Below are 18,489 nucleotides of genomic sequence, written 5' to 3'. Positions count from 1 at the left end.
TACTGTTTCGACTTGTGACCAAAATCGCTCTGATCCCGGATGTTGAGCATTCGCCGCTACGCATCCGCTTGTGAGCTATAACCCCAGGCTATCGGTGTATGTATTGTTTTGACTAGACGCGGCGACGCGGCGTTCCCACACTCGGCCCAGGCTTGCGGCTTTACCGCACAGACAAGTCACTCATAACAACTACAAAAACAACGAGGCCCTTCCATCATGCGAAATGCATTCGTCCGTCGCACTTCCCGTCTGTTTCTTGGCTGCACCCTGATCGCCGCAGGCGCCCTCCCCGCAATCGCCCAGGCTGCCTGGCAGCCGGACAAGAACGTCGAAATCGTCGTCGCCGGCGGCCCTGGCGGCGGCACCGACCAACTCGGTCGCCTGATCCAGTCGATCATCACCACCCACAAACTGCTCGACGTCAACACCATCGTCCTCAACAAGGGCGGCGGCAATGGTGCCGAAGCGTTCCTCGACATGAAGATGAACAAGGGCGATGCCGAAAAACTGGTGATCGGCACCAACAACATCTACCTGCTGCCGCTGGTGTCCAAGCTCGGCTACCAATGGCAGGAACTGACGCCGATTGCCGCCGTGGCCGAGGACGACTTCATTCTCTGGAGCTACAAGGGTGCGCCCTGGAAAGACGCCAAAGGCTTCTACGAAGCGGTGAAGGCTGACCCGTCGAACCTGCGCATGGGCGGCAGCCAGTCCAAGGATGTCGACCAGACCCTGACCCTGCTGCTGAACCAGACCACCAACAGCAAACTGGTGTACATCCCGTTCAAGAGCGGCAGCGAAGCCGCGACGCAACTGGCCGGCAAACACATCGCCGCCAACGTCAACAACCCCAGCGAAAGCATCAGCCAATGGCGCGGCGATCAGGTCGAACCGCTGTGCGTGTTCAGCAAGGAGCGCATGAGCTACACCGACAAAGTCGCCGGCGATAAATCCTGGGCCGACGTACCGACCTGCCATGAACAAGGCCTGGGCATCGATCAGTACCGCTTCCCGCGCACCGTGTTCATGCCCGGCGACGTCAGCGCCGAGCAGCGCGCGTTCTATGTCGAGTTGATGCGTAAAGTCACGCAAACCGACGAATTCAAAGCCTACGTCAAGCAGAACGCCCTGGTGCCAACCTTCCTTGAAGGTGAACCGTTGACCGCCTACATCGAGCAGGACACGGCCCGTGTCACCCCGGTGTTCAAGGAAGCCGGCTGGCTGAAAAACTGAAGTCGCGGCCGCTCGCTGACGGGCGGCCGTCACCTGCTGGAGGTGTTTTCATGTCCCATTCTTCGGATTCACCGGCGCTGGTCGGCACCCGTTGGGTCGAACTCGGCCTGGCGCTGTTCACCACCCTGATCGGCGTGGTGGTGATGTTCGGCAGCGTCGAACAAGGTATCGGCTGGGGCGACGCCGGCCCCGAGCCGGGTTACTTCCCCTTCTACATCGGCTTGCTGTTGAGTGCCGCGAGCGTGGCCAACGGCGTGCTGACCCTGGTGCGCTGGCAAGCCCTGAGCGTGGCCTTTGTCAGTCGTGGGGCGTTCAGGCAAGTGATGTCGGTGTTCGTCCCCATTGCGCTGTTCGTCGCTGCGATGCCCTTCACCGGCATTTACCTCGCCTCGGCGGTGTTCATCGCCTGGTTCATGTGGCGTGACACGGTACGCGCCAAACCCTATGGAAAATGGATGATTGCCACGGTGTCTTTGGGCGCGGTGCTCGCCAGTTACCTGATTTTCGCGCTGTGGTTCAAGGTCCCGCTGGATGCCGGTCCGATGGGCGACTGGATTGCCCTGGCCGGGAGACATTTCAAATGAGCGAATTCGATTCCCTGCTGCAAGGCATGAACCTGATCCTGACGCCGGGCCATATCGGCCTGATGGTGGTCGGCGTGCTGCTGGGCATTCTGGTCGGCGTATTGCCCGGCCTTGGCGCCCCTAACGGCGTGGCGTTGCTGCTGCCGCTGACGTTCACCATGTCGCCAGTGTCGGCGATCATCCTGCTGTCGTGCATGTATTGGGGGGCGTTGTTTGGCGGTTCGATCACCTCGATCCTGTTCAACATCCCCGGTGAGCCCTCATCGGTGGCGACCACGTTCGACGGCTACCCAATGGCCCGCGAAGGTCGCGCCGCCGAGGCCCTGACCGCCGCGTTCAGCTCGGCGCTGATCGGCGCCTTGTGCGGGGTATTGCTGCTGACCTTCCTGTCGACTCGCATCGCCGAGTTCGCCATGTCGTTCAGCTCGCCGGAGTTCTTCGCAGTGTACCTGTTGGCGTTCTGCACCTTCATCGGCATGAGCAAGAATCCACCGCTGAAAACCGTGGTGGCGATGATGATTGGCTTCGCCATGGCGGCGGTCGGCATGGACACCGTCTCCGGCAACCTGCGCCTGACCTTCGACCAGCCAATCCTGATGACCGGCATCAGCTTCGAAGTGGCGGTAATCGGTCTGTTCGGCATTGGCGAAATCCTCTGCACGGTGGAGGAAGGCCTGGTGTTCCGTGGCGAACATGCGCGCATCACGCCGATGGTGATCCTGCGGACCTGGGCCAAACTGCCGCGCTACTGGTGGACAATCGTGCGCAGCACGCTGGTCGGTTGCTGGATGGGCATTACCCCCGGCGGGCCGACAGCGGCATCGTTCATGAGCTACAGCCTGGCCCGGCGTTTCTCGAAGAACCGCGACAACTTCGGCAAGGGCGAAGTCGAAGGGGTGATCGCCCCGGAAACCGCCGACCACGCCGCCGGCACCAGTGCCCTGTTGCCGATGCTGACCTTGGGTATTCCGGGTTCGGCCACGGCGGCGGTGATGCTCGGTGGCCTGATGATCTGGGGTTTGCACCCTGGCCCGACGCTGTTCGTCGAGCAGCATGATTTTGTCTGGGGCCTGATTGCGAGCATGTACCTGGGTAACGTGGTGAGTCTGATCGTGGTGCTGGCCACCGTGCCGCTGTTCGCCTCGATCCTGCGCATTCCGTTCTCGATCATTGCGCCAATCATCATCATGGTCTGCGCCATCGGTGCGTACTCGGTGCACAACTCGTTCTTCGACGTGGTGCTGATGCTGGGCTTCGGTGCGCTGGGTTATCTGTTCAAGAAGCTCGGTTACCCCATCGCTCCGCTGGTACTGGCGGCGGTGCTGGGCGACAAGGCCGAGGATGCGTTCCGCCAGTCGATGCTGTTTTCCGACGGGCATATCGGGATTTTCTGGTCCAACCCGTTGGTGGGCAGTCTGACCACGGCGGCGCTGCTGATGCTGTTCTGGCCGTTGATTTCCAAAGCGCTGCAATCACTGATGGGCCTGCGCAAATCCCCAGTCGCCAAGCCAAAATCGGTGCTGTGACACAGCAATGCTGGCAACGCCTGACATTTGTTGTCAGGCTTGCCGCAGTCTTTTCTGCGAGCGCGGCCCATGACCCGAATTCCTGTAGCCAATGTGATCCACAGCCGACTGCGTCTGCGCCAACTGCGCCTGATGCTGGCGTTGCAGGAATTCGGTTCATTGCGCCGCGCCGCCGACCACATCGGCATGACCCAGCCGGCAGCCACCAAGATGCTGCACGAGGCCGAGGATCTGCTCGGTGTCGAACTCTTCGAACGCCTGCCCCGGGGCATGCGCTCGACCCCGTTCGGGGAAACCGTCATCTACTACGCACGCATGGTGTTCGCCGAACTCAGCGGCATGCGCGAGGAACTGGTGGCGCTGGAGTCCGGCAATCTTGGCCGCGTCGCCGTCGGTGCCATTCCGGCACTCGCGTCGGGGCTGTTGACCCGCACCATCGCCACCTTGAAACAGAGCCATCCACGGTTGTCCATGAGCATTCAGGTCGACACCAGCGACGTGCTGGTGCAGGCACTGTTGCAGGATCAACTGGACGTGGTGCTCGGGCGAATCCCGGTGGGGGCGCGGGCCGAAGAATTGCTCTTCGACAGCCTGGGTGAAGAAGCCTTGTGCGTGATTTGCGGTGCACAAAATCCGTTGGCTAAGGAGACCCAACTGAGCTGGGCCGAGTTGCAGAACCAGACCTGGGTGCTGCAACAGCATCCGAGCCCGATGCGCGCGATCATCAATCAGGTGTTCCACAATGCCCGGGTCGATATCCCGAGCAGCATCGTCGAAACCACCTCGATCATGACCTTGCTTTCGCTGATCCAGCAGACCGACATGCTCGGCGTGACGCCGGTGTCGGTGGTCGAGGATTATCCAGGTCGTGATTTGCTGGCCGTGTTGCCGATCAAATTCGAAGCGCGACTGCCGCCCTATGGTTTGATCACGCGTCGTCATCGCATTCAATCGTCGGCGATGCAGGCGTTCATGAATTCGGTGCGCGCCGAACATGCGCTGACCAAATGAAAAAGGCCCGGAGCGATGCTCCGGACCTTCACAGGTTTACGCCGTTTTACGGAACACAAACACCAGGCCAACGATGATCAACAGCATGCCCAGCATGCTCAATGTCGCCAACCGGTTACCGAAAAACAGGTAATCCATCACCGCCGTCACCGCCGGCACCAGGTAGAACAGACTGGTGACATTCACCAGATTGCCCCGGGCGATCAAGCGGTACAGCAGCAAGGTCGCCAGCACCGATACCACCAGCCCCATCCACAACACCGGCACGATAAAACCGCTGTTGTGCTCGAAGTGAAACGGCTGGAACGGCACGAAGATCCCACAGAGCAACAACCCGGCCAGGTACTGCACCGGCAGCGTGCCGAGGGGATTATCGGTGATGCGCTTCTGCATGATCGAACCGAACGTCATGCTCGCCAGCGCCAGCAAACCAAAGAGCATCCCGGCCAGCGACATGCCGGCCAGACCGATGCCCTGATAAACCACCATGATCAATCCGGCCAAGCCCAGCGCCAGGCCGAACATCCGGCTGGCCGAACGCTGACGTTCCATGATCACCACCGTGAGAATCGGTTGCACGCCCATGATCGTCGCCATGACCCCCGGAGTGACTTTCAGGTCCAGGGCCAGCAGATAGAAAATCTGATAAGCCCCCAGCAACACCACCCCCGTGGCCATCGCGTACAGCATCGGTTGTCCACCTTTGGGCAACTTCAGCTTGAGCAACGGCACCAGCAACAACAAACCGCACAAGGCGATGACAAAGCGCACCAGCAGAAAGGCAAAGGGTGCGGCGTGGGCCAGCCCCCATTTGGAGAAGATCGCCCCGCTGCTCCACAGCAGGACGAACAGGCTCGTGGAGGCCGCCGCGAGCGCGGACTTCTGAGAAAGGACAAACATGGATACCACCTGTAGTCAGGCAAAGAGCCAACTCAGCCGAAGCTGAAATTCAGTAGTTTTTTCAGGCGGGTGCAGGGGTCAGCAGAGAAACGCTGATCAGCCCCAAACACCAACGCCCGGCGGTGATACGACTGCGTACACCGGCGTGCTACTGACAGGTGGAGGGTAATGACTGATCTGCACAGGCTGCTGATTCCCGCACGGCACGACGCCAGCGTTGACCGCTGAATCGACTACCGCGTTGATGAGGGATGCAGGCATGGGCTGATCTTTTGTAGAGGGTTTGATAGTGAATCAGGGAATTCACTGTGCGCCGACTATAACCAGCGCTCGACATGGATTGCAATAAGTGAACGGTCTCCTGCAGGAGCGAGCCTGCTCGCGATAGTCTCAAGGGCACCGCGCTCATCCAGAATGCACGCGTTATCGTTTATGCCCATCGCGAGCAGGCTCGCTCCTACAGGGGCATTAACCAAACAACCAATATCCCAATAACGTCAACACGACTACCGCCAACACCGGGCGCAGTACTCGGTAGCCCTTGGGGTTGCGACGCTTCCACTGCTTGACCACGCCACTGATCCGGTCGCTGGAGTTCTTGCTCCAGGCGTAAGCCTGATTGATGCCGCCAACACGTTCGTCATCGAGGTTTTGCGGCGCGGTGGCGCGGCCTAAAAAAGCACTGATCGAACGGTTGATGCGAGTCATCAAGCGGTTGCTCAGCGGTCGCTCGATATCGCAGAACAGGATGACCCGAGTCTTGTCGGTTTCGTTCTTGACCCAGTGCACATAGGTCTCATCGAACATCACGTCTTCGCCGTCGCGCCAGGCGTACTCCTGACCGTCGACAAAGATGCGGCAATCATCGGAGTTGGGTGTCGACAGGCCCAGGTGATAACGCAGGGAACCGGCAAACGGATCGCGGTGCGGGTTGAGGTGACTGCCGCCTGGCAAGAGCGCAAACATGGCCCCCTTGACGTTGGGAATACCGCTGACCAGGGACACGGTTTTGGGGCACAGCAGATTCGCTGAAGGCAGTGGTTTGTCATACCACTTGAGGTAAAAACGCTTCCAGCCTTTCTTGAAGAACGAGCCGAAACCGGCGTCGTTGTTCTTTTCGGCGGCGCGAATATAGCCTTCGTCGAACAGGTGCATCGCTTCGTCGCGAATGACTTCCCAATTATCCTTGAGCACATCCAGCTCAGGGAACTTGCTGCGGTCCAGATAAGGTTTGGAAGGTACGCCGGAGAAGAGGTACATCAACGCGTTATAGGGGGCGAACAGTGCCGAATGGTTGACGAACTGGCGCAGAACCGGCAACCGCGCCTTGCCGCGTAAATGCACATAGAGCGTACTGCCGAGAAACAGCAGCAACAGCGACGCCTTTGCGGCAAAGGAAAAGGTCATCAACAACTCCCTGATAATGGACACTTTACACAACGCCATTTACCCGACGTTGCAGCCGGCATGATAAACACTACCCACTTCGGGAAAAACCCGCCTGTTCCAACATTCACTCTTGAGGATTGTGTAATAAAACCCTTTTACCAGGGTCCAGCTGAACGCCCGCTGATCCGGGTCACCTATCCCGGTTCAGACTGATGTTCGGCGTATCGCGGACGCGGCCTGCCCGCGATACGCCTGATTTGGTAACCCTCCCCTTACTGCTGGTTTTCCTGCTCGGTAAACAGATCGCTGAACAGCATGCTCGACAGGTAACGCTCCCCGGAATCCGGCAGGATCACCACGATTGTCTTGCCCTGCATTTCCGGGGTCTCGGCCAATCGGACCGCCACAGCCATCGCTGCGCCGCAGGAGATACCGCACAGAATCCCTTCTTCCTGCATCAGACGCAGGGCCATGGCCTTGGATTCTTCGTCGCTGACCAATTCCACCCGGTCGACGATCGACAGGTCCAGGTTCCTTGGCACAAAACCGGCACCGATACCCTGGATCTTGTGCGGGCTCGGCTTGATCTCTTCACCGGCCAACGCCTGTGTAATCACCGGCGATACGGCGGGTTCCACTGCCACCGAGATGATCGGTTTACCTTGCGTATTCTTGATATACCTCGAAACGCCGGTGATGGTTCCACCCGTTCCGACGCCTGACACCAGGACATCAACGGCACCATCGGTGTCGTTCCAGATCTCGGGTCCGGTGGTCTTTTCGTGGATGGCAGGGTTGGCCGGATTATCGAACTGCGCCGGCATGAAGTATTTGGACGGATCGCTGGCAACGATTTCAGCGGCCTTCTCGATGGCGCCCTTCATGCCCTTGGCCGGCTCGGTCAGCACCAGCTCGGCGCCCAGTGCCTTGAGCACCTTGCGTCGTTCGATGCTCATGGACGACGGCATGGTCAGCATCAATTTATAGCCCCGCGCGGCGGCGACGAAGGCCAGGCCAATGCCGGTATTGCCGGAGGTCGGTTCGACAATGGTCATGCCAGGCTTGAGTTTGCCGGTGCTTTCGGCGTCCCAGATCATGTTTGCGCCAATCCGGCATTTCACCGAATAACCCGGGTTGCGCCCTTCGATCTTGGCCAGAATGGTCACACCGCGCGGGGCGATACGGTTGATCTGCACCAGCGGCGTGTTGCCGATGGAATGGGCGTTGTCTGCGAAAATACGACTCATGGCTGGGTCCTTGATACAGCATTTATTAAGCGCATCAAGGTATGCCTGTTGCCCTTGGGCGTCCAGTCAGGTCGAACGTCCAGTTGTCAGCGCAGTCAATGGCTTTAGATCGCCAGAGATTTGCCACCATGAAACGTCGATACCGCTGGCCTTTATGGACGTTCGCCGGCCTCGTTGTGTTGCTGATTACCCTGCACTTCGCGCTGCCCTGGCTGGTGCGCGATTACCTCAATGACAAACTGGCGAACATGGGGGATTACCGCGGTCAGATTGCGGACGTGGACCTGGCCCTGTGGCGCGGAGCCTACAAAATCAACGGCCTTAAAATCGTCAAGGTCGACGGCAAGGTCCCCGTGCCGTTCGTCAACGCGCCATTGATCGACCTTTCGGTCAGTTGGCACTCCCTCTGGCACGACCATGCGGTGGTGGCCGAAGTGCAGTTCATCAATCCCGAAGTGAATTTCGTCGACGGCGGCGCCAATAAACAAAACTCCCAGACAGGTGAAGGTACCGACTGGCGTGCGCAATTGGGAAAACTGCTGCCCATCACCTTGAACGAAGTGCGGATCGATGACGGCAAAATCAGCTTTCGCAACTTCAATTCCAAGCCACCGGTAAACATGAACGTCACCAAGGTTGATGCCAGCATCTACAACCTGACCAATGTGGTCGACACCAAAGGCAAGCGAGACGCCCGTTTCGAAGGCAAGGCCCTGCTATTGGGCCATGCGCCGCTGGAAACCAATGCGACGTTCGACCCGCTAAGCAACTTCGAGGACTTCGAATTTCGCCTGCGAGCCCGGGACATCGAACTCAAGCGCATGAACGACTTCGCCTCGGCCTATGGCAAGTTCGACTTCAATGCCGGCCACGGCGATGTGGTGATCGAGGCGAAGGCCCAAAAAGCCAAATTGACTGGCTACATCAAACCGCTGTTGAGGGATGTCGACGTGTTCAATTGGCAGCAGGACGTGGAAAACAAGGACAAGGGGATATTCCGCTCCATCTGGGAAGCCATCGTCGGCGGCTCCGAAACCGTACTGAAAAACCAGGGCAAGAACCAGTTTGCCACCCGTGTCGAACTCAGAGGCAACGTCCACCGGCGAGATATCAGCGCGTTCCAGGCGTTTTTGCAGATTTTGCGCAATGGATTCATCGAGGCCTTCAACGCGCGTTATGAACGACCGAAACCGGATGCCGGTTAACGTTTGCGCGTAACGGTATAACGGCCCGTCTCTTCAGCGGCCCGTGGCAGTCTGGATTGCTGTTGCAAGTAGTCCCAGCCCAGACATGCCAGGGCCAATGAACGCGGTACCGCTTCCCGACCGCTGCTGTATCGGCTGATGCTACGGGTACTGACCCCCAATGCTTCAGCGGCCTGATTGAGCGGTAATCCGGTGCGAGCGCGCCAGTCGATGAAAATCCGGGTGTTTTCGTCGGATGCGTTTTGCGCGAGCGCATCCAGATACAGGGTGTCAGCGCCGATCTGGATATCCAGTTCGGGCCATTCGACACACCAACCATCATCTCCCAGTGTGGCCCCTTCGAAAGCGCTCCCCAGCAATGGTTGCAACCCCGGAAAAGCCTCCAGGTCACGGCTCAAATCAAGGGTCATTTGTTGACCGTCGATAAAGGTCAGCGCCAGGCGGTAATCATTCAGCGCCCGCACCGCCGACAGCCTCGGTCGTTTCATGGGTAGCATCGTTTCCAATCCTCCAGCAATTGCGCCTGATGGGCCCTGACCCATTCCAGCGCCTCCTTGATAATCAGCGGCGGTGCCTTGCCCATCATCACCTCAACGGTTTCCAGGCTCAGCATGACATCCAGCCCGCCACCGGTCAGGTGGACGTGGGGCGGCGGATGGTCCTTTTCACGCAACTGAATGCGGTATGTATCTCGAAATCGGTATTTAGTAGACATGTTTTCGCAAGCTATCGCCAAAATGGCGATAGCTCAATGCTGGCCCGCCGCCGAGACTGAGTCAAGATGTGACGCTCCATTCAGAGACTGAATAAGCCGTCTGCGTTCACAGTCGACCGGACACCGCGTTATAGTCAGGCCTGACTATTTATTGCGCCCCGCCCTGCCTCGTTCAGGTCGGCATTATCGTTCGAGGATTAGCAGATGAAGTTCGAAGGCACCCAGGCCTACGTCGCCACCGATGACCTGAAGCTGGCGGTCAACGCCGCCATCACCCTGGAGCGACCATTGCTGGTCAAGGGCGAGCCGGGCACCGGCAAGACCATGCTCGCCGAGCAACTGGCCGAATCCTTTGGCGCCAAGCTGATTACCTGGCACATCAAGTCCACCACCAAGGCCCATCAAGGCCTCTACGAGTACGACGCGGTCAGCCGTCTGCGTGATTCGCAACTGGGCAACGAAAAAGTCCACGACGTTCGCAACTATCTGAAAAAGGGCAAGCTCTGGGAAGCGTTCGAGTCCGACGAACGGGTGATCCTGCTGATCGACGAAATCGACAAGGCCGACATCGAGTTTCCCAACGACCTGCTGCAAGAACTCGACAAGATGGAGTTCTACGTTTACGAGATCGACGAGACCATCAAGGCCAAGAAACGCCCGATCATCATCATTACCTCGAACAACGAAAAAGAGCTGCCGGACGCCTTCCTGCGCCGTTGCTTCTTCCACTACATCGCCTTCCCGGACCGCGTCACGCTGCAGAAAATCGTCGACGTTCACTACCCGGACATCAAGAAAGACCTGGTCAGCGAAGCGCTGGACGTGTTCTTCGACGTGCGCAAGGTGCCGGGCCTGAAGAAGAAGCCCTCGACCTCTGAACTGGTGGACTGGCTCAAGCTGCTGATGGCGGACAACATTGGCGAAGCGGTACTGCGTGAACGTGATCCGACCAAGGCCATCCCGCCGCTGGCCGGCGCTTTGGTGAAGAACGAACAGGACGTGCAATTGCTTGAGCGCCTGGCGTTCATGAGCCGTCGCGGCTCTCGATAAGCACCACTAAACAGGGCTCAGCACCATGTTGCTCAACCTCTTCAATGAAATGCGCGCAGCCAAGGTACCGGTTTCGGTGCGCGAGCTGCTGGACCTGATCAATGCGCTGAAACAGCGCGTGACCTTCGCCGACATGGATGAGTTCTACTACTTGTCCCGGGCGATTCTGGTGAAGGACGAACGACATTTCGACAAGTTCGACCGGGCTTTTGGCGCCTACTTCAACGGCCTGGAAAAACTCGACGACCACTTGCAGGCGCTGATTCCGGAGGACTGGCTGCGCAAGGAGTTCGAACGCTCCCTGACCGATGAAGAGCGGGCGGCGATCCAGTCCCTCGGCGGCCTGGACAAGTTGATCGAAGAGTTCAAGAAACGCCTGGAAGAACAGAAGGAACGCCATGCCGGCGGCAACAAGTGGATCGGCACCGGTGGTACCAGCCCATTCGGTTCCGGCGGTTTCAACCCGGAAGGCATTCGGGTCGGCGACGCCGGCAAGCGCCAGGGCAGAGCCGCCAAGGTCTGGGATCAACGCGAGTACAAGAACCTCGACGACTCAGTGGAACTGGGCACGCGCAACATCAAGGTCGCCCTGCGTCGTCTGCGCAAGTTCGCCCGCCAGGGTGCGGCGGAAGAGCTGGACATCGATGGCACCATCGACCACACCGCCAAGGATGCCGGATTGCTGAATATCCAGATGCGTCCGGAACGACGCAATACGGTCAAGCTGTTGCTGCTGTTCGACATCGGCGGTTCGATGGACGCCCACGTGAAGATCTGCGAAGAGCTGTTCTCGGCCTGCAAGACCGAGTTCAAGCATCTGGAGTACTTCTACTTCCACAACTTCATTTATGAGTCGGTGTGGAAAAACAACATGCGCCGCACGTCCGAGCGCACCTCGACCATGGACCTGCTGCACAAGTATGGCGCCGACTACAAAGTGATCTTCATCGGCGACGCCGCCATGGCGCCCTATGAGATTACCCAGGCCGGCGGCAGCGTCGAACACTGGAACGAAGAAGCCGGTTACGTTTGGATGCAGCGTTTCAAGGAGAAGTACAAGAAGCTCATCTGGATCAACCCGTACCCGAAAGACACCTGGGGCTATACCTCGTCGACCAATATCGTGCGGGATTTGATCGAAGACCAGATGTATCCGCTGACGTTGCGGGGGCTTGAGGAAGGGATGCGGTTTCTTTCCAAGTAAGCACGGTTGTTGTCTGTGATGCCGCCTTCGCGAGCAGGCTCGCTCCCACAATGGATCCTTGTTGTACACGAGATCCCTGTGGGAGCGAGCCTGCTCGCGAAGCTTTTTAACGGTTCAAAAACCTCTGCAGATACTCGACGTGTTCGCAATGCGCCACCTCCTGCACCACCGGCCGCAATCGCACCTGTGCCCCCGGCAGGCACTGAGCCAGACGAGCTAACGCCAACGGCGTCAACGCCCCCAAACGTGGATAACCGCCAATGGTCTGCCGATCATTGAGTAATACAATCGGCTGCCCGTCCGGTGGCACCTGGACCGCGCCCAGCGGGATGCCTTCGGAAATCATCGGTTTACCCTGATACTGCAACGCCGTACCCAACAGGCGAATACCCATCCGGTCGGCACGGCTGTCGAGGTTCCAAACACTGTTGAACGCATCGAACAGGCTTTGCCCGCTGAATTCACCGATCTGCGCCCCGAGTACCACGTCCAAAGGCGCATCAAGGTTCAGGTCCGGCCGCTGCTCTGCCGACAACTCCCGCAGCAACATCACCGAATTGCCCGAATAGCTCAAACTCGCGCCTTTGCTCAGGGCCCGGCCCATGCCATCCAGACCGCCGAGTTCCTCACGGACCACCGTCGCACTGCTGCCCAAGACTTTCGGCGCATCGAAACCACCCGGCGCGGCCAGATAGGCGCGAGCACCGAGCAATGGCTGCGTGAATTGCAAACGCTGGCCTTTGAGCAGCCTGAAACTGCGCCACGGCACCAACGGTTCGCCATCCACCTGAGCCCCCAAATCCGCCCCGGCCAGCGCCAACACGCAATCGTCTTCTGCCAGGACGGTGAACCCGCCGAGGGCGATTTCGATCACCGGGACGCCCAACCCGTTACCCAGCAACCAGTTGGCCCAGGACATCGAGCGCCAATCCAGCCCGCCACCCTGGGTCACACCCAGATGGCGTACGCCGAAACGGCCAGCGTCCTGCAACAGGCACAGCGGCGTGCTCGCTTCAATCGTCAAACGGCTCATACCTGGGCCTCCAGTGGCGTGTCGTCACCGCCCAGGTTGATGAATTCTGCGTGCCCGACCGCTTCAAAGCGCACGGTGTCGCCCGGTTGCATCAGGCTGTAGCCGTCGCGGTTACGGTCGAACAACTTGGCCGGAGTGCGGCCGATCAGATTCCAGCCGCCCGGCGACACCACTGGGTACGCGGCCGTCTGCCGTTCGGCGATGCCGACACTGCCGGCGGCGACTTTCTTGCGTGGCGTGCTCAGACGCGGCGCAGCAAGCACCTCTTCCACCAGCCCCATGAAGGCGAACCCCGGTGCGAAGCCCAGGGCGAACACCTGATACTCACGCTCGCTGTGACGGCGGATGACGTCCTCTACTGCCAATCCGCTGCGCTGTGACAACAGGCTCAGTTCCGGACCGACACTCAAGTCGTACCACACTGGCAACACATGGCAGGTGCCACGGGTACGCGCGTTGGGCGACAGGTCGATGAACGCTTCGGCGATCAATTCCCGAGCCTGGGTCGGACACAACGCGGTCAGGTCGTAATGCACCATCAGAGTCGTGTACGACGGCACCAGATCGATGAGGTGTTCACCAAACGCCGTCCGCAGGCTTTCACTGGCCGCCAGCATCCACGGCATGTTGGCTTCGGCGATTTCATCGAACAGACGCACCATCAGGCAATCGAGCGCGACCACTTCCACCCGCAAATTCATGACGCGCCCTGCTCATTCAAGGCCTGGCGGATACGCTGCACAGCCGCGACCGAACTGGCGTTGTCGCCGTGCACGCAAAGGGTGTTGGCCTGCAAATGCAGCGCGCTGCCGTCGCTGGCGGTGAGGTGGTCGCCTCGGGCAATGATCAACGCCTGCTCGATGATCTTTTCCGGGTCATGATGCACTGCCCCCGGCAGGCTTCGCGAGACCAGCATACCGGCGCTGTCATAGGCGCGGTCGGCGAAGGCCTCGAACCACAGGGTCACGCCGTACTCATCGCCCAGTTGCTGCGCGGCACTGTTGTCGCGGGTGGCCATCAGCATCAGCGGCAAGCTGCGGTCATAAGCGGCCACGGCCTGCAGCACCGCACGCAACTGCGCCGGGTTGGCCATCATGTCGTTGTACATCGCACCGTGGGGTTTGACGTAGCTGACCCGGCCGCCCTGGGCCCGGCAGATGCCGTCAAGGGCGCCGATCTGGTAATGCAGAATGTCCTGGAGTTCCTGCGTGGCGTAGGCCATGGAGCGGCGGCCGAACCCCACCAGGTCCTGATAGGCCGGATGCGCGCCGATCTGCACGCCGTGGCTGAGGGCGAGGCTGACAGTCTTGCGCATGATGCTCGGGTCGCCGGCATGGAAACCGCAAGCAATGTTGGCGCAGTCGATGAAGGGCATGACTTCCGCGTCCAGACCCATGGTCCAGTTACCGAAACTCTCGCCGATGTCGCAGTTCAATAGCAGGCGGCTCACGATGAACACTCCTGTAGGCTTTATTCTTTTTAGCTGCGGGACATATCTGTAAGACATGCCCGCAGATTATCCATTACTGGGCGTCGAGTTGCTTGCCACGGGTTTCCGGCAGGCTCAGGGCAGCGAGGATCACCACGCCATAGGACACCGCCGCAAAGGCCCCGATACCCACGCTCAGCGGCACGGTCTGGCTGAGCAGGCCGATCAGCAGCGGGAACAGCGCCGCCAGCGCCCGGCCGATGTTGTAGCAGAAACCCTGGCCTGAGCCGCGAATCCGCGTTGGAAACAGCTCGGTCAGGAATGCACCCATGCCGCTGAAAATCCCCGAGGCGAAGAAGCCCAGCGGGAAGCCCAACCACAACATCACACCGTTACTGACCGGCATTTGCGTGTACAGCAAGACGATGGTGAACGAGCCGACCGCGAACAGGATGAAGTTCTTTTTACGCCCGAGGATGTCAGTCAAATAGGCGCTGATGACGTAGCCGACGTAGGAACCGACGATCACCATCGCCAGATAACCCCCGGTGCCGAGTACGCTCAGGCCGCGTTCGTTCTTCAGAAAAGTCGGCAGCCAGGACGTAATCGCGTAGTAGCCGCCCAGCGCGCCGGTGGTCAGCAACGAAGCGCGGATCGTGGTGAACAGCATGCCCGGAGCAAAAATCTCGTAGAACTTCGAGGGGTTGCTCGGCGCTTCCTTGGCCTTGGCTTCGCGGTAGATTTCCGGGTCCTTGACCAGGCGACGGACAAAGATCACGAACACCGCTGGCACCAGGCCGAGGATGAACAGTGCGCGCCAGGCGTCTTCCGGCGGCATGATCGAAAACAGCAGCGCATAGAGAATCGCCGTCAGGCCCCAGCCCAATGCCCAACCGGATTGCACCATGCCGACCGCCTTGCCGCGGTCCTGGGCACGAATCACTTCGCCGATCAGCACCGCGCCAGCCGTCCACTCACCGCCGAAACCGAAGCCCATCAAGGTGCGTGCGATCAGCAATTGCTCGTAGTTCTGGGCGAAACCGCAGAGGAAGGTAAAGAAGGCAAACCACAATACCGTCAGTTGCAGCGTGCGAACGCGGCCGATGCGATCGGAGAGAATCCCCGCGACCCAGCCACCGATGGCCGACGCGATCAGCGTACTGGTGTGAATCAGCCCGGCCTGGCCGGTGGTGATGCCCCACATGGCAATCAGGGTCGGCACCACGAAGCTGAGCATCTGGGTGTCCATGCCGTCCAGGCCATAGCCGATCTTGCAGCTCCAGAAGGTGCGGCGCTCCTGCTGATTGATGTTGCGATACCAGTCGAAAGGTCCGGGACGAGTCGTGGCTTTCGGAATGGCGGTGGTGTCGGGCGCACTCATGGCAAATCTCCGCGCTGATTTTATTGGTATTGTTCTGAGCCCCGACGACGCCTATCGTGGGAACCGGATGGCCTGATTCTTGGGCGCACTGCCCTGCCGCGTCCAACTAATAAAAACCCGCCTTAGGCATAAGAAATCTTTATCCCCATGAACCTGAAGTTTCTCGAAACCTTTGTCTGGGTCGCCCGACTCAAGAGTTTCCGCCTCACCGCCGACAAGCTCTTCACCACCCAGGCGTCGATTTCCAGCCGCATCGCCGTACTCGAAGGAGAACTCGGGGTGAAGCTGTTCCTGCGCGATTCGCGCGGTGTGAGCCTGACGCCGGAAGGCTTGAAAGTGCTCGATTACGCCGAGCAGATGATGGACACCATGCAGGCGCTCAAACAGTCGATCGAGACCCGCTCAAGCAAGGCCGGGCGCGTGCGCATCGGCGTGATGGACACCGTGATCCATACCTGGCTCAGCCCGTTGGTGGCGCAGATGACCGATCACTACCCCCTGGTGGAAATCGAATTGGTCGCCGATACCTCGCTCAACCTCTGCGATCAGCTGCAAAAAGGCTTTCTCGATGTGATTCTGCAAACCGACCTGTTGCGCCAGGAAAGCGTGCGCAGCCTGGAACTGGCCAGCCACCCCATGGGCTGGATCGTTGCCAGCAACTCGCTGTACAACCGGGAGTATTCAGGCGTCGCCGATCTGGCGAATGAGCGGATCATTACTTATTCGAAGAACTCCCATCCGCATCAGGAAGTGCTCGCCCTGATGCAGGCCAACGGCGTGGTGTCGCCAAGGCTGAACTGCGTGAATTCGGTGTCGGCGATTACCCGGTTGCTGCGTGATGGTTTCGGTATTGGTGCCCTGCCACCCGTGCTGGTGGCCGAGGAGCTGGCGCGCGGGGAATTGACCCTGCTGGCCATCGATCAACGCCCGCCGAACCTGCAGGTAGTGGTGTCGTGGCGAGTGGGTGTGGAATGGGTCGAGGAGATTGTGGCGTTGTGTCAGCAGGTGCTGGAGGGCTATGCGCGTCGGGTGGGTGAGAATTACATCATCCTGGCTGATTGAGCGCACCTTGTGGCGAGGGGATTTATCCCCGTTGGGCTGCGCAGCGGCCCCACAACCAGCCACCCCGGAAACCCAGGTAAATCGCGCTCGCCAGTTTTACGACTGCTGCGCAGCCGAACGGGGATAAATCCCCTCGCCACATAAATCCCCTCGCCACAAGAACCGCGTCAGTCTTTACAGCCCCCGCAAATCCCGCTCTTCAATCGGCCGGCTTTGGCGCAGGCGCTTGCCGCCCAGTACGACCCAGTCGATCAGGCGGAACAGGCACTCGATACCGAACGACAAGAGCAAGGCTCCGCTCATGCCCCAGATCATCGCTTCCGGCGTCAACAGAAGCTGGTAGCTGTAGCCATTCCAGGTTTCCTTGCGAATGTCCTGATCAGCGGCCAGCACCACTTGCAGGACGCGGATGTACCACGGCCCCTGCATCGCCTGGAACTGCTTGTCCAGGGCCTGCTGGCGGGTCAGCAGATTGTTCAGGCTTTCGGCATCGCTGCGGAAGATCGGGTCTTCGCTGGCACGGTAATGGGCCACCAGTGCCTGCATGTCGCCCTTGAAGAATTGATTGGCCGTGCCTTGAAATCCGCTCAAGCCGGCCTGCGCTTCAACCAGATGCGCTTCGACCCGCTTGGCGTAATCATTGATGAACCCCGGCACCTGGACTCCGATCAACAATCCCGCCGCGAACAACACCAGCCGTAGATAACTGAGCAACATGGGGAGCAGATCCTTATTAGGTCATGCCCTGGCTGACGCATTCACCGCGTCGCCACAGGCTCCATTGACCCGGTTCGTAGCGGGTCCAGGTTTCGTTTTCGGTCAAGGGTTCGGTAGCGATCACCGTGACCACGTCGTTGGGCGTGGTTTCGGCCTGGAAATCGACAATGACGTCGACATCCTTCAGGCGCGCCGGGCCGAACGGGGCACGACGGGTGATCTGCGCCAATTTGGTCGAGCAATAGCAGAACAGCCAGTCGCCGTCGCTGAGCAGGCAGTTGAACACGCCTTTGCTGCGGTACTCGGCGCAGGCGGCGACCAGGTCCGGCAGCAGCTCTTCGACCTCCACCGGCTCGGGGAAGGCCGCACGCACGCGGTTGAGCAAATCGCAGAACGCCGCTTCGCTATCGGTGTCGCCCACGGGACGGTAGAAGCTGGTGCCCGGCTGAAAATCCGCCAACTGGCCGTTATGGGCAAAACACCAGTTGCGCCCCCACAACTCGCGCACGAACGGATGGGTGTTGGACAAACAGACCTTGCCGACATTGGCCTGGCGAATGTGCCCGATCACCACTTCGCTCTTGATCGGGTAGCGCTGCACCAGGTTCGCGACTTCCGACTCGCTGCTGGCCGCCGGGTCCTGAAACAGGCGCAAGCCCCGGCCTTCATAGAAGCCGATGCCCCAACCGTCACGGTGCGGACCGGTGCGCCCGCCGCGCTGCATCAGCCCGGTGAAGCTGAACACAATATCGGTCGGGACATTGGCGCTCATGCCCAATAACTCACACATGCTCGGACTCTCG

At 59.7% G+C, this 18,489-nt stretch carries 19 protein-coding genes; 8 read left to right on the top strand and 11 right to left on the bottom strand.

Annotated elements, in window-relative coordinates; genetic code table 11:
* Positions 1–216: 216 nt before the first annotated feature.
* The 4 genes from HNQ83_RS18965 (at position 217) to HNQ83_RS18950 (ending at position 4,354) form a co-directional block, all read left to right on the top strand.
* Positions 217–1,233, top strand: coding sequence for a tripartite tricarboxylate transporter substrate binding protein (locus HNQ83_RS18965; protein ID WP_175390346.1), 1,017 nt, complete (start codon positions 217–219; stop codon positions 1,231–1,233).
* A 50-nt stretch (positions 1,234–1,283) separates the two neighbouring features.
* Entirely contained in the window at positions 1,284–1,817 is a 534-nt protein-coding gene (locus HNQ83_RS18960) for a tripartite tricarboxylate transporter TctB family protein (RefSeq protein WP_175390345.1), read from the top strand.
* Positions 1,814–3,343, top strand: coding sequence for a tripartite tricarboxylate transporter permease (locus HNQ83_RS18955; RefSeq protein ID WP_175390344.1), 1,530 nt, complete (start codon positions 1,814–1,816; stop codon positions 3,341–3,343). The genes HNQ83_RS18960 and HNQ83_RS18955 overlap by 4 nt, the downstream gene beginning before the upstream one ends.
* 69 nt (positions 3,344–3,412) lie before the next feature.
* On the top strand, positions 3,413–4,354 hold the full coding sequence (locus tag HNQ83_RS18950) for a LysR family transcriptional regulator (RefSeq protein WP_175390343.1): 942 nt from the start codon (positions 3,413–3,415) through the stop codon (positions 4,352–4,354).
* Between the two features lie 36 nt (positions 4,355–4,390).
* Here HNQ83_RS18950 and HNQ83_RS18945 read toward each other — a convergent pair whose 3' ends face one another.
* From HNQ83_RS18945 to cysK, 3 genes are all read right to left on the bottom strand, one after another.
* Positions 4,391–5,254 (bottom strand): DMT family transporter, encoded by an 864-nt coding sequence (locus HNQ83_RS18945; RefSeq protein WP_175390342.1) that lies wholly within the window; start codon positions 5,252–5,254, stop codon positions 4,391–4,393.
* Positions 5,255–5,722: 468 nt separating this feature from the next.
* A complete protein-coding gene (locus HNQ83_RS18940) occupies positions 5,723–6,661 on the bottom strand; it encodes an aspartyl/asparaginyl beta-hydroxylase domain-containing protein (RefSeq protein ID WP_175390341.1) in 939 nt (312 codons plus the stop codon).
* Positions 6,662–6,915: 254 nt separating this feature from the next.
* Entirely contained in the window at positions 6,916–7,890 is a 975-nt protein-coding gene (cysK, locus tag HNQ83_RS18935; RefSeq protein WP_175390340.1) for a cysteine synthase A, read from the bottom strand.
* A gap of 128 nt (positions 7,891–8,018) precedes the next feature.
* Here cysK and HNQ83_RS18930 point away from each other — a divergent pair, with 128 nt between their 5' ends.
* On the top strand, positions 8,019–9,095 hold the full coding sequence (locus HNQ83_RS18930; protein WP_175390339.1) for a DUF748 domain-containing protein: 1,077 nt from the start codon (positions 8,019–8,021) through the stop codon (positions 9,093–9,095).
* On the opposite strand, the gene HNQ83_RS18925 is transcribed toward HNQ83_RS18930, so the two are convergent.
* Both HNQ83_RS18925 and HNQ83_RS18920 read right to left on the bottom strand, forming a co-directional pair.
* Positions 9,092–9,592, bottom strand: coding sequence for a DUF2442 domain-containing protein (locus HNQ83_RS18925; protein WP_175390338.1), 501 nt, complete (start codon positions 9,590–9,592; stop codon positions 9,092–9,094). The genes HNQ83_RS18930 and HNQ83_RS18925 overlap by 4 nt on opposite strands.
* Positions 9,580–9,810 carry a DUF4160 domain-containing protein gene (locus tag HNQ83_RS18920; protein ID WP_175390337.1) on the bottom strand — a complete coding sequence of 77 codons (231 nt, stop codon included), beginning with the start codon at positions 9,808–9,810 and terminating at the stop codon, positions 9,580–9,582. Before HNQ83_RS18920 ends, HNQ83_RS18925 begins: the two co-directional genes overlap by 13 nt.
* Before the next feature lie 204 nt (positions 9,811–10,014).
* On the opposite strand from HNQ83_RS18920, the gene HNQ83_RS18915 reads away from it, so the two are divergent.
* Entirely contained in the window at positions 10,015–10,860 is an 846-nt protein-coding gene (locus HNQ83_RS18915) for a MoxR family ATPase (protein WP_175390336.1), read from the top strand.
* 25 nt (positions 10,861–10,885) lie between these two features.
* Complete coding sequence (locus tag HNQ83_RS18910) at positions 10,886–12,064, top strand: VWA domain-containing protein (RefSeq protein WP_175390335.1); 1,179 nt, start codon at positions 10,886–10,888, stop codon at positions 12,062–12,064.
* Between the two features lie 106 nt (positions 12,065–12,170).
* Here HNQ83_RS18910 and HNQ83_RS18905 read toward each other — a convergent pair whose 3' ends face one another.
* From HNQ83_RS18905 to HNQ83_RS18890, 4 genes are all read right to left on the bottom strand, one after another.
* Positions 12,171–13,097, bottom strand: a complete 927-nt coding sequence (locus HNQ83_RS18905; protein ID WP_175390334.1) for a biotin-dependent carboxyltransferase family protein — start codon at positions 13,095–13,097, stop codon at positions 12,171–12,173.
* Complete coding sequence (gene pxpB / locus HNQ83_RS18900) at positions 13,094–13,798, bottom strand: 5-oxoprolinase subunit PxpB (protein ID WP_175390333.1); 705 nt, start codon at positions 13,796–13,798, stop codon at positions 13,094–13,096. The genes HNQ83_RS18905 and pxpB overlap by 4 nt, the downstream gene beginning before the upstream one ends.
* Positions 13,795–14,547 (bottom strand): 5-oxoprolinase subunit PxpA, encoded by a 753-nt coding sequence (locus HNQ83_RS18895; RefSeq protein ID WP_175390332.1) that lies wholly within the window; start codon positions 14,545–14,547, stop codon positions 13,795–13,797. The genes pxpB and HNQ83_RS18895 overlap by 4 nt, the downstream gene beginning before the upstream one ends.
* A gap of 73 nt (positions 14,548–14,620) precedes the next feature.
* Positions 14,621–15,907 carry an MFS transporter gene (locus HNQ83_RS18890; RefSeq protein ID WP_175390331.1) on the bottom strand — a complete coding sequence of 429 codons (1,287 nt, stop codon included), beginning with the start codon at positions 15,905–15,907 and terminating at the stop codon, positions 14,621–14,623.
* Between the two features lie 147 nt (positions 15,908–16,054).
* Here HNQ83_RS18890 and HNQ83_RS18885 point away from each other — a divergent pair, with 147 nt between their 5' ends.
* On the top strand, positions 16,055–16,969 hold the full coding sequence (locus HNQ83_RS18885; protein ID WP_175390330.1) for a LysR family transcriptional regulator: 915 nt from the start codon (positions 16,055–16,057) through the stop codon (positions 16,967–16,969).
* A 174-nt stretch (positions 16,970–17,143) separates the two neighbouring features.
* Here HNQ83_RS18885 and HNQ83_RS18880 read toward each other — a convergent pair whose 3' ends face one another.
* Positions 17,144–17,686: a DUF2937 family protein gene (locus tag HNQ83_RS18880; RefSeq protein ID WP_175390329.1), complete on the bottom strand. Its 543-nt coding sequence runs from the start codon at positions 17,684–17,686 to the stop codon at positions 17,144–17,146.
* 16 nt (positions 17,687–17,702) lie between these two features.
* A complete protein-coding gene (locus tag HNQ83_RS18875) occupies positions 17,703–18,476 on the bottom strand; it encodes a class II glutamine amidotransferase (protein WP_175390328.1) in 774 nt (257 codons plus the stop codon).
* Positions 18,477–18,489: the final 13 nt, after the last annotated feature.

The organism is Pseudomonas sp. C2B4 (genome assembly GCF_013359695.1).
Lineage (GTDB): Bacteria > Pseudomonadota > Gammaproteobacteria > Pseudomonadales > Pseudomonadaceae > Aquipseudomonas.
This window is presented reverse-complemented; position numbering and strand designations above follow the sequence as displayed.

Excerpts from the sequence above, each read along its gene's own strand:
- HNQ83_RS18915 (WP_175390336.1), top strand. The coding sequence starts at position 10,015 with ATGAAGTTCGAAGGCACCCAGGCCTACGTCGCCACCGATGACCTGAAG.
- HNQ83_RS18950 (WP_175390343.1), top strand. The coding sequence starts at position 3,413 with ATGACCCGAATTCCTGTAGCCAATGTGATCCACAGCCGACTGCGTCTG.
- HNQ83_RS18940 (WP_175390341.1), bottom strand. The coding sequence starts at position 6,661 with ATGACCTTTTCCTTTGCCGCAAAGGCGTCGCTGTTGCTGCTGTTTCTC.
- HNQ83_RS18920 (WP_175390337.1), bottom strand. The coding sequence starts at position 9,810 with ATGTCTACTAAATACCGATTTCGAGATACATACCGCATTCAGTTGCGT.
- HNQ83_RS18905 (WP_175390334.1), bottom strand. The coding sequence starts at position 13,097 with ATGAGCCGTTTGACGATTGAAGCGAGCACGCCGCTGTGCCTGTTGCAG.
- cysK (WP_175390340.1), bottom strand. The coding sequence starts at position 7,890 with ATGAGTCGTATTTTCGCAGACAACGCCCATTCCATCGGCAACACGCCG.
- HNQ83_RS18875 (WP_175390328.1), bottom strand. The coding sequence starts at position 18,476 with ATGTGTGAGTTATTGGGCATGAGCGCCAATGTCCCGACCGATATTGTG.
- HNQ83_RS18930 (WP_175390339.1), top strand. The coding sequence starts at position 8,019 with ATGAAACGTCGATACCGCTGGCCTTTATGGACGTTCGCCGGCCTCGTT.
- HNQ83_RS18945 (WP_175390342.1), bottom strand. The coding sequence starts at position 5,254 with ATGTTTGTCCTTTCTCAGAAGTCCGCGCTCGCGGCGGCCTCCACGAGC.
- HNQ83_RS18955 (WP_175390344.1), top strand. The coding sequence starts at position 1,814 with ATGAGCGAATTCGATTCCCTGCTGCAAGGCATGAACCTGATCCTGACG.
- HNQ83_RS18885 (WP_175390330.1), top strand. The coding sequence starts at position 16,055 with ATGAACCTGAAGTTTCTCGAAACCTTTGTCTGGGTCGCCCGACTCAAG.
- HNQ83_RS18910 (WP_175390335.1), top strand. The coding sequence starts at position 10,886 with ATGTTGCTCAACCTCTTCAATGAAATGCGCGCAGCCAAGGTACCGGTT.
- pxpB (WP_175390333.1), bottom strand. The coding sequence starts at position 13,798 with ATGAATTTGCGGGTGGAAGTGGTCGCGCTCGATTGCCTGATGGTGCGT.
- HNQ83_RS18880 (WP_175390329.1), bottom strand. The coding sequence starts at position 17,686 with ATGTTGCTCAGTTATCTACGGCTGGTGTTGTTCGCGGCGGGATTGTTG.
- HNQ83_RS18925 (WP_175390338.1), bottom strand. The coding sequence starts at position 9,592 with ATGCTACCCATGAAACGACCGAGGCTGTCGGCGGTGCGGGCGCTGAAT.
- HNQ83_RS18890 (WP_175390331.1), bottom strand. The coding sequence starts at position 15,907 with ATGAGTGCGCCCGACACCACCGCCATTCCGAAAGCCACGACTCGTCCC.
- HNQ83_RS18965 (WP_175390346.1), top strand. The coding sequence starts at position 217 with ATGCGAAATGCATTCGTCCGTCGCACTTCCCGTCTGTTTCTTGGCTGC.
- HNQ83_RS18960 (WP_175390345.1), top strand. The coding sequence starts at position 1,284 with ATGTCCCATTCTTCGGATTCACCGGCGCTGGTCGGCACCCGTTGGGTC.